The 6,936-nt window shown below is 66.8% G+C and carries 8 protein-coding genes and 1 pseudogene; 5 read left to right on the top strand and 4 right to left on the bottom strand.

Annotation, left to right across the window (positions count from 1 at the left end):
- A partial coding sequence (locus GNX96_RS26260; RefSeq protein WP_163570168.1) for a hypothetical protein occupies window positions 1–354 on the bottom strand: 354 nt, incomplete at its 3' end.
- A gap of 88 nt (window positions 355–442) precedes the next feature.
- Between GNX96_RS26260 and GNX96_RS26255 the strand changes: the two genes are divergently transcribed.
- From GNX96_RS26255 to GNX96_RS26240, 5 genes and pseudogenes are all read left to right on the top strand, one after another.
- The gene (locus GNX96_RS26255; RefSeq protein WP_163570167.1) at window positions 443–631 is read left to right on the top strand and encodes a helix-turn-helix domain-containing protein; all 189 of its coding nucleotides are present in this window, start codon (window positions 443–445) and stop codon (window positions 629–631) included.
- 308 nt (window positions 632–939) lie between these two features.
- Window positions 940–1,380, top strand: a pseudogene (locus GNX96_RS55320) (DegT/DnrJ/EryC1/StrS family aminotransferase); the annotation flags it as partial.
- A 28-nt stretch (window positions 1,381–1,408) separates the two neighbouring features.
- The gene (locus GNX96_RS55315; RefSeq protein ID WP_279581528.1) at window positions 1,409–1,981 is read left to right on the top strand and encodes a DegT/DnrJ/EryC1/StrS family aminotransferase; all 573 of its coding nucleotides are present in this window, start codon (window positions 1,409–1,411) and stop codon (window positions 1,979–1,981) included.
- Window positions 1,971–2,684: a hypothetical protein gene (locus GNX96_RS26245; protein ID WP_163570166.1), complete on the top strand. Its 714-nt coding sequence runs from the start codon at window positions 1,971–1,973 to the stop codon at window positions 2,682–2,684. The genes GNX96_RS55315 and GNX96_RS26245 overlap by 11 nt, the downstream gene beginning before the upstream one ends.
- Window positions 2,685–2,894: 210 nt before the next feature.
- Window positions 2,895–3,446, top strand: coding sequence for an amidohydrolase family protein (locus GNX96_RS26240; protein ID WP_279581527.1), 552 nt, complete (start codon window positions 2,895–2,897; stop codon window positions 3,444–3,446).
- Here the strand turns inward: GNX96_RS26240 and GNX96_RS55310 are convergent.
- From GNX96_RS55310 to GNX96_RS26230, 3 genes are all read right to left on the bottom strand, one after another.
- Window positions 3,428–3,865, bottom strand: a complete 438-nt coding sequence (locus tag GNX96_RS55310) for a hypothetical protein (RefSeq protein WP_279581526.1) — start codon at window positions 3,863–3,865, stop codon at window positions 3,428–3,430. The genes GNX96_RS26240 and GNX96_RS55310 overlap by 19 nt on opposite strands.
- A gap of 8 nt (window positions 3,866–3,873) precedes the next feature.
- Entirely contained in the window at window positions 3,874–4,377 is a 504-nt protein-coding gene (locus GNX96_RS55305; protein WP_279581525.1) for a beta/alpha barrel domain-containing protein, read from the bottom strand.
- A 106-nt stretch (window positions 4,378–4,483) separates the two neighbouring features.
- Window positions 4,484–6,916: a glycoside hydrolase family 20 zincin-like fold domain-containing protein gene (locus GNX96_RS26230; protein WP_390624153.1), complete on the bottom strand. Its 2,433-nt coding sequence runs from the start codon at window positions 6,914–6,916 to the stop codon at window positions 4,484–4,486.
- Between the last annotated feature and the right edge of the window lie 20 nt (window positions 6,917–6,936).

Below are 6,936 nucleotides of genomic sequence, written 5' to 3'. Positions count from 1 at the left end.
GACGCCCAGGTCGTGCTCGGGTTCGTCGACGTGTCCGATCCGGATCCGGAGCTCGCGGACGACGTGACCGCGCTCGCGGCCAGCCTTTTCACCTTGTACGAAGGACGATATCTGCTCGTCACGACCCGTGGAATTCTGGAGGAAACGACGTCGGGTTTCCAGCAGCTGCCGTTGTTGACCTCGCTCAGCCAGCGACACATGTGGGCGCATGTGGGCCTCGGCGTCGGCCGTTCGGCCGCCGAAGCCGAGGCGCTGGCCCGGCGCGCTCTCGCGCGTTGTCGCACCGCCGGGCCGTTTTCGGCCTTCGTGTCGCTGGGAAACGGCGGCGACCTGATGCTCGCCGGTGCCGGTCATTCCGAAGCGACGCCCGACGAACCGATTTCGGTCGCGGTCGCGGCGCGGCGATCGGCTGTCGCGCGGAAATCTCGACCGACTCAAAGCGATGCTCGACCAGCACGGCGACGACGGTGTGACCGCCGGCGACATCGCCGAAGCGCTGGACGTGGAGCCACGTTCGGCCCGCCGCACGCTCAAGCGACTGGAACGCGCCGGCGTCGCACAGCCGGTTGGCCGGGTCCTCGCCGGCACGTCCGGCCGGCCACCGGTCATCTATCGCGTACGCCTTAAGTAGCAGGTCCTGTTGGGTTTCGGCGCTGCCGTAATTGAGCCCATGCGAACCTCGAGTAGACGCTGATAAAGCTTGAACTTAATTACGGTCGTGCCATAATCGAAGAATGACGCTGGCGATCGATGGGGGCACGCCCGTACGGGAGGCGCCTTTCCCGTCTGTGATGGACGCTTCCGGACGGACCTTCGGCGCGGACGAGGCGGCCGCCGCCGCCCGAGCGGTCGCCTCCGGCGTGCTGTGGCGCGTGACCGGGACGGAGGTCGCCGCGCTGGAGCGCGCGATTCGCGGACTATGTCGGCGCCGCGCACGCCGTCGCGAGCACCTCAGGAACGGCGGCGCTGCATCTGGCCGTCGCCGCGGTCGACCCGGCCCCCGGCGACGAGGTCATCGTGCCGCCGATCACCGACTTCGGCACGGTCATCGCGGTCCTCGCGTGCAACGCGGTGCCGGTCTTCGCCGACGTGGATCCGCTGACCGGCTGCCTGACCGCCGAGTCGGTCGCGAAATGCCTTTCCGAGCGTACGCGTGCGGTCATCGCGGTCCATCTTTTTGGCGGAGCCGCGCCGATCGACGAGATCGTGGCGCTGTGCCGGTCGCGCGGCGTCGCGGTCATCGAGGACTGCGCGCAGGCCTATTTGACCGTCCCGGCGGGCGGCGACACGATCGCCGGCCGCCGCGGCGCCATCGGTTGTTTCAGCCTCCAGCAGTCCAAACACATCAGCGCCGGCGACGGCGGATTGACCGTCACGGACGATCCCGACCTCGCCCGGCGGATGCGGTTTGTTCGCCGACAAGGGCTGGCCGCGCGACACCGGGGAGCGTACGCACCTGTTCTTTGGCTTCAACTATCGGATGAACGAAATGGTCGGCGCGGTCGCCCGGGTCCAGCTCGGCCGGCTCGCCGAGGTGGTCGCGGCCCGGCGTTCGGTGGCCCGGCGGCTCGTCGCGGAGCTGGGTGAGCTCGCCGGGCTGCGGCTGCCAGCCGAGGTCGACCAGCACAGTTTCTGGTTGTTCCCGATGATTGTCGACCCGGATGTGCTCGGCGCGAGCAACGCGGGCTTCGGCAAGGCGCTCGCGGCCGAAGGAATTCCTGTGACGGCCGGCTATCTCGACCGTCCCGTCTACCTGACACCGGCGATGACCGAGCGGCGGACGTACGGCGGCTCGGCCTTCCCGCTGACCTGTCCCCCGGCCAGTCGCGAATTCACCTACCAGGCCGGCGACTGCCCAGTCGCCGAGGATCTGATCGGCCGCACTTTGCTTGTGCTGCAATGCAACGAGCGCTTCACCGACCAGGATGTCACCGACATCATCACGGCAGTGCGTAAGGTCCACGGGCATTATGCGAAATGACCCGATCGCGATCGACTGCGATGTCCTTTGCGGCACCTGGCCGGCTCGCGCCGAGCTGGATTTCGGCTGGCCTGCCGTGCGAGCCAGACTTGACACGGCCGGCATTGGCGAGGCGATGGTCTGCTCGGGCCGCGGCGCCTGGTTCGACGATGTCGAAGGCAACACCGAAACCCTCGCGCTGACCGGCGCTATCCCGGTCGGCACGATCAACCTGCGCAACGCATTGCGAGCCGCGGCGATCGTCCACCGACTCGCGAACGCTGGCGTACGGGCCGTCCGGCTTTTCGGGCCGTTGCAAGGTGGTGAACCGCATTTCCCGGGCTATCGGCACGTCGTCGACCAGATCCTCGACGCCGGAATGGTGCCGCTGGTCGAAGGCGATGTCCGGCACTGCTGGCAGGCCTTCGCCGACCGCGGCGCACGAGTCGTTTTCCTGGACGTCCATGCTTATCACGTCGCCGACTTCATCCTGCTCGCCACCCGCGAACCGGGATTCGTCGCCTCCACGCGACTGCTGAACGCGCCGGACTCGATCGAGATCGTCAACGACGAGGTCGGCGCGAGCCATCTCGTTTTCGGCTCCCGTACGCCCCTGCACGACACGTCGCCCGCGGTCCTGCGGATGCGCCGAGCCCGTCTGGGCGATGCGGACTGGGCCGCTGTCACCGGAGGCACGATGCGCTCGCTGCTGGAGAAATCGTGAAGAACCATCCGGTCATTGACGTTCACGCCCATTGGGGCCCATGGTTCTTCGCCATGGACATTGGCTCGGACTCGGAAAACCTGCGGGTCATGGACGAATGGGGCATCACACTGCAGGTCGTGTCGGCGTCCGAAGCCGTGACGTACGACGCGCCCGGCGGCAACGCGAAACTGGCCCGAGTCCTGGAAAAGCAGCCGCGGCTGCGTGGATATGTGGTCTGCAACCCCAACGACCTGGCCACCTGCGAAGCCGACCTGCGGCGTTTTCTCCCGCTCGCTCGACTCGTTCGTCGGGGTGAAGATCCACACCGGCTATCCACGCCGGGAGATCACCTCCCCACAGATGCGGGATCTTTTCGCCCTGATGAACAACTTCGACGCGGTCGTCCTGATCCACAGCTGGGGTCCGGACGTGCTGGATCTGGCGCGGTTGGTGGACACCAACCCGCGGCTGCGGGTCATCGCCGCCCACATGGGCGCCGACCGTTGGGATCTCGCCGCCCAGGCGGCGCGCGACCGCGACCGGCTCTACCTGGAGCCGTCCGGTTCGGTCACCGATGCCGGCCAGGTTGCATATGTGGCCGCGCGCGTACGTCCGGAGCAGCTGCTTTTCGGTACGGACGCGACGCTGATCGATCCCGCCGTGTCGTTTGGCCTGGTGCAGGACGCCGGCCTGACGCCGGCAGTTGCCGAGGCGATGTACTGGCGCAACGCGGCGGAGCTTTTCGGGCTGGGCGGCGCGGTTCAGGCCGTCTCGTCGTAGGCGGCATGGACCTTCGCCCGCTCTTGCGCGGCGAGGCGCCCACCATGCGGATCGTAGGCGGACCTCGACGGGAGGATGCCTTCGCGCTCGGCGACCCACAGCATCCGCTGCACGTATCCGTCCATTGGCGCCCGAAAAGTCGCGTCGGCGAGCCGTTCCAGCCGTTCAGAGGCGGCCAGAAACCCAGCCGCGTCTTTGGCGAACCACGTTCGCATCAGCTGCCTGGAGACGTGCGTCGCCGCGGCGGCGATGCCGACGAGCGCGGCGTCAGCGCCCCACATCAATGACGGGCCGAACATCCGGTCCTCACCGGTGATGGCGAGTCCACCGCCGGCATGGATCGCGGCGATCGCGTCCTGGCAGGCCATCGCGTCGTAAAGCGTGGCCAGCTTGACACCGGCGACCTCGGGCCTTGCCACCAGCTCGATCAGCAGTCCGGGATCGTACGGGACACCGCGCCGGCCTCTGGATAAAGCAGGAATCCAATGACGGGAAGACCCACGCTGGCCGAAACCTCGACGTGCATGCGGATCGTACGCGCGGATCTGGTCCGCACGGCCCGCAAACTCGGCGCCGGAAAGACCATCAGCGCATCGGCGCCGCCGGCGGCCGCGTCCTCGGCGAGCCGCTGGACGCTCACAAGCTCATCGGCGAAATCGCCGACAGCATCGGGCCGTGGACCGACGGCGGCGAGCAGCGGGCCGTCCGTACTGGCGCGAAAAGCTGCCAACACCGCCTTTCGCTCCACATCGGACAGTTCCAACCCACGTGCCGTGTGTGCCCATACACAAACGCCATCGACGCCAGCCCCGATTGCTGCCGCATAGTTTTCCAAATCCTGCTGGACAATCCGGCCGTCTTGGTCACGCGGCGTCGCGGGCGCGGCGATCAGCCGGCCGCGCAGGGCCGACGCAAACGCTGCCGAATCCACGCGCACCTCCAGCCATCGAAAACTCCTGCGCATCTTCGCATGCGCTGCCGTACGGGCGAAACGTCCAGGCTGGGGACGGACCGACGCGCCGTCCCCAGCCTGCCGGTCAGGATGGCCAGTTGTCCTGGTGGACCTGGTGGTCACTGGCGAGCCAATACCAGTGGTGCATTTTCCCGGCCGGGTCAGTGCCGAAAACGTGCTGTTCAGCGCCCTGGAAATTGAAGCCCGCCGGATCGCCGACCACCGTGTCGGGTGTTCCGATGGCGGCGGTCGTCCAGTCGTCGGAGCCGATCGTGCCGTCCTGGTGCACGATGAGGTGTGCGAGGTGATTGTTTGCGAGGTTGCGGTAGAAAATGTCCCGCTCGGTGCCGTAGACGAACTCGAGCGGATTGCCAGCTGCCGAGACGCCGGTCAGCGCCGTGAGGTCACGCCAGCCGGACGCGCCGGCGACCTGGTCGTACGACCACATTTGCAGGTGGTCGTTCTTGTCACGGATGACGACGTCCTGGACATTCTCCCCGAAATCCGCGCCGTACGGCCGCGCGTCAGCGGTGAACTGGCCACCAAGATCGCGATATTGCAGGTGCGCCGCGCCAACCGGCCCCGGATCGCTCGGCTGCCACCACCACTGATGCAGCGCCCCATCCGTACCGACGGCGAAGACGTTCTGCGTCTTGCCCCACGCGTACGCGATCGGGCTGCCGGCGATGTCGCCTTTCCAGTTGTCGGTGGAAACCGCGTTGGTGCTGCCATCGAAAAAGAAGTGATGCAGCTGGTGGTCGGTGCCCATGGCGAAGACGTGTTGTGGCTGGTTGCCGTACGCGAATCCGGCCAGGTTTGCGGTGATCGCGGCGGTCGCGCCGCTTTTGGCCGTCCAGTCGTCATGTGACCAGACATTGGTTGTCGGGTCGTACGAGACGTGCTGGACGTGCCCGTCGGTGCCGATCGCGAAGACGTGGATCTGGTTGCTGGCCACAAAAGCGACCGGTGTGCCGGTGACAGGCGCGTTGGTCGCCAGGGCCGCTTCCTGGACCGCAGTGTAGCCGGCTTTCCAGTAACGGCGCCGAAGTTGACCGTCAACGACGAAGAAAACCTGCTGCGAGCCCAGGTAGACCAGCGCTGGCGCCCCGGTCATCGAGCTCGCACCGAGGTCGCCGGCGGTCGGCGTCTGGACCACCCCCGGCGAGCGACCGATCGCGGCGAACAGCGCCCGCGCGGTCGCGATGGTCGTCGTCGGCTTCGCCGTCGCCCAGCCACGCTCGGCCAGCGGACGGTCCAGAGTCAGCAAGTCCTGCTCCAGTGCGGCTGGCGCTTCGTGCATCGCGCCGTGCCAGGTCTCCAGCTTGATCCCGTCCAGGTTCGGGCTGTCCGCCGCAATCGTTAGGTTGCCGTTGAAAACCCGTGGATCGAAGGTGGTCCAGAGGTCGGCATCGGTCGCGTTCAACGCGCCAGGCTGGTGCTCGTTGAAGTAGAGATGGTTCTGGTTGGCGTTGATGAGATGGTGGCCCTGGTTGATGAGCTGCTGGGGGGTCAGGCCGTAGTTGATCCAGTGGTCGATGACGACGTCCGGGTTGACCTGCACCGCCTGGGTGGGCACCAGGTCGTCGTTCCACATCCACATCTGCTTGCCGTGACTTTTCGCCATTGCGTCGATCTGGTTGAACAGGTCGTCGTAGAACGCGCCGGCCGGGTTGGTCTCGTTCGGATATTTCGCTTTCGCCGCCGCGTAAAGATCCGGCGCGTTCGCCGCGCTCACCTTGTCGTTGCGCAAGTAGTATTCGGGATATTCGTCACCACCGGCATGCCAGTAAGGCGCCGTTTGCAGGCTCATGTAGTGCTCGATCTGGTCGGTCGCCCATTTCACCGCGTCCGGCTTGGTGATGTCCAAGGTGGTCGGCGACGAGATGAGCTTGCCGGTGGTGTCGGCGACCCGCAGCTGGAACTGCGCCGGCACGGTCGGCGTCTTCGGCGGCGCGTTGTAATGCGTGGTGTTGAACCAGCCGACGAAGCTCACGTGATACTGGTTCGCGACCTGCTGGATCTGAAGGATCTGCGCGTCGGTAAGCCCGGACAACGCCGAGCCGGTGGTGAGGGTGTTCAGCTTCACGTACGACATGTCCCGCACCAGGTTCACGAACCAGCCGGCCGGAAAGCTGTCCAGGCTCAACGAAATCCCGCGCACCTGGTAGCGCGGCCAGTCCGCGATCGTGGTCGCCGGCAACGTACGTTTCTGCCGCAGCATCTGCAGAACCGTACGGGTGCCCCAGAAAGCGCCGGTCGGGGTCGGCGCGCTGATCGCCAGCGCCGGTCCGATCGAGATGCCATAGCCTTCGGTCCCGAGCCGGCTGTCGGTGTTTCCCAGCGTGATCGAGATGTCGCCCGGTTGAGCGGTCGACGGTGCGCCAGTGACCACGGCCGGTGTGCTGCCGTCCAGCAGTCCGCCGAGGTCGGCGGCGAAAGTACGCGCGTCGGCCGCCAGTGAGCTGGTGGCGGTGTCGTTCACGACCACGCGGCCCGTTTCCGGTCCAGGCAAAGCCATTGCCGGTGGCCGCGGTCGCG

It is taken from the genome of Fodinicola feengrottensis (genome assembly GCF_010993775.1).
Lineage (GTDB): Bacteria > Actinomycetota > Actinomycetes > Mycobacteriales > HKI-0501 > Fodinicola > Fodinicola feengrottensis.
This window is presented reverse-complemented; position numbering and strand designations above follow the sequence as displayed.

What these genes read in the sequence shown, in the direction of transcription:
- GNX96_RS26230 (WP_390624153.1), bottom strand. Translation starts at nt 6,916, where the DNA reads ATGGCTTTGCCTGGACCGGAAACGGGCCGCGTGGTCGTGAACGACACC.
- GNX96_RS26245 (WP_163570166.1), top strand. Translation starts at nt 1,971, where the DNA reads ATGCGAAATGACCCGATCGCGATCGACTGCGATGTCCTTTGCGGCACC.
- GNX96_RS26255 (WP_163570167.1), top strand. Translation starts at nt 443, where the DNA reads ATGCTCGACCAGCACGGCGACGACGGTGTGACCGCCGGCGACATCGCC.
- GNX96_RS26240 (WP_279581527.1), top strand. Translation starts at nt 2,895, where the DNA reads ATGTGGTCTGCAACCCCAACGACCTGGCCACCTGCGAAGCCGACCTGC.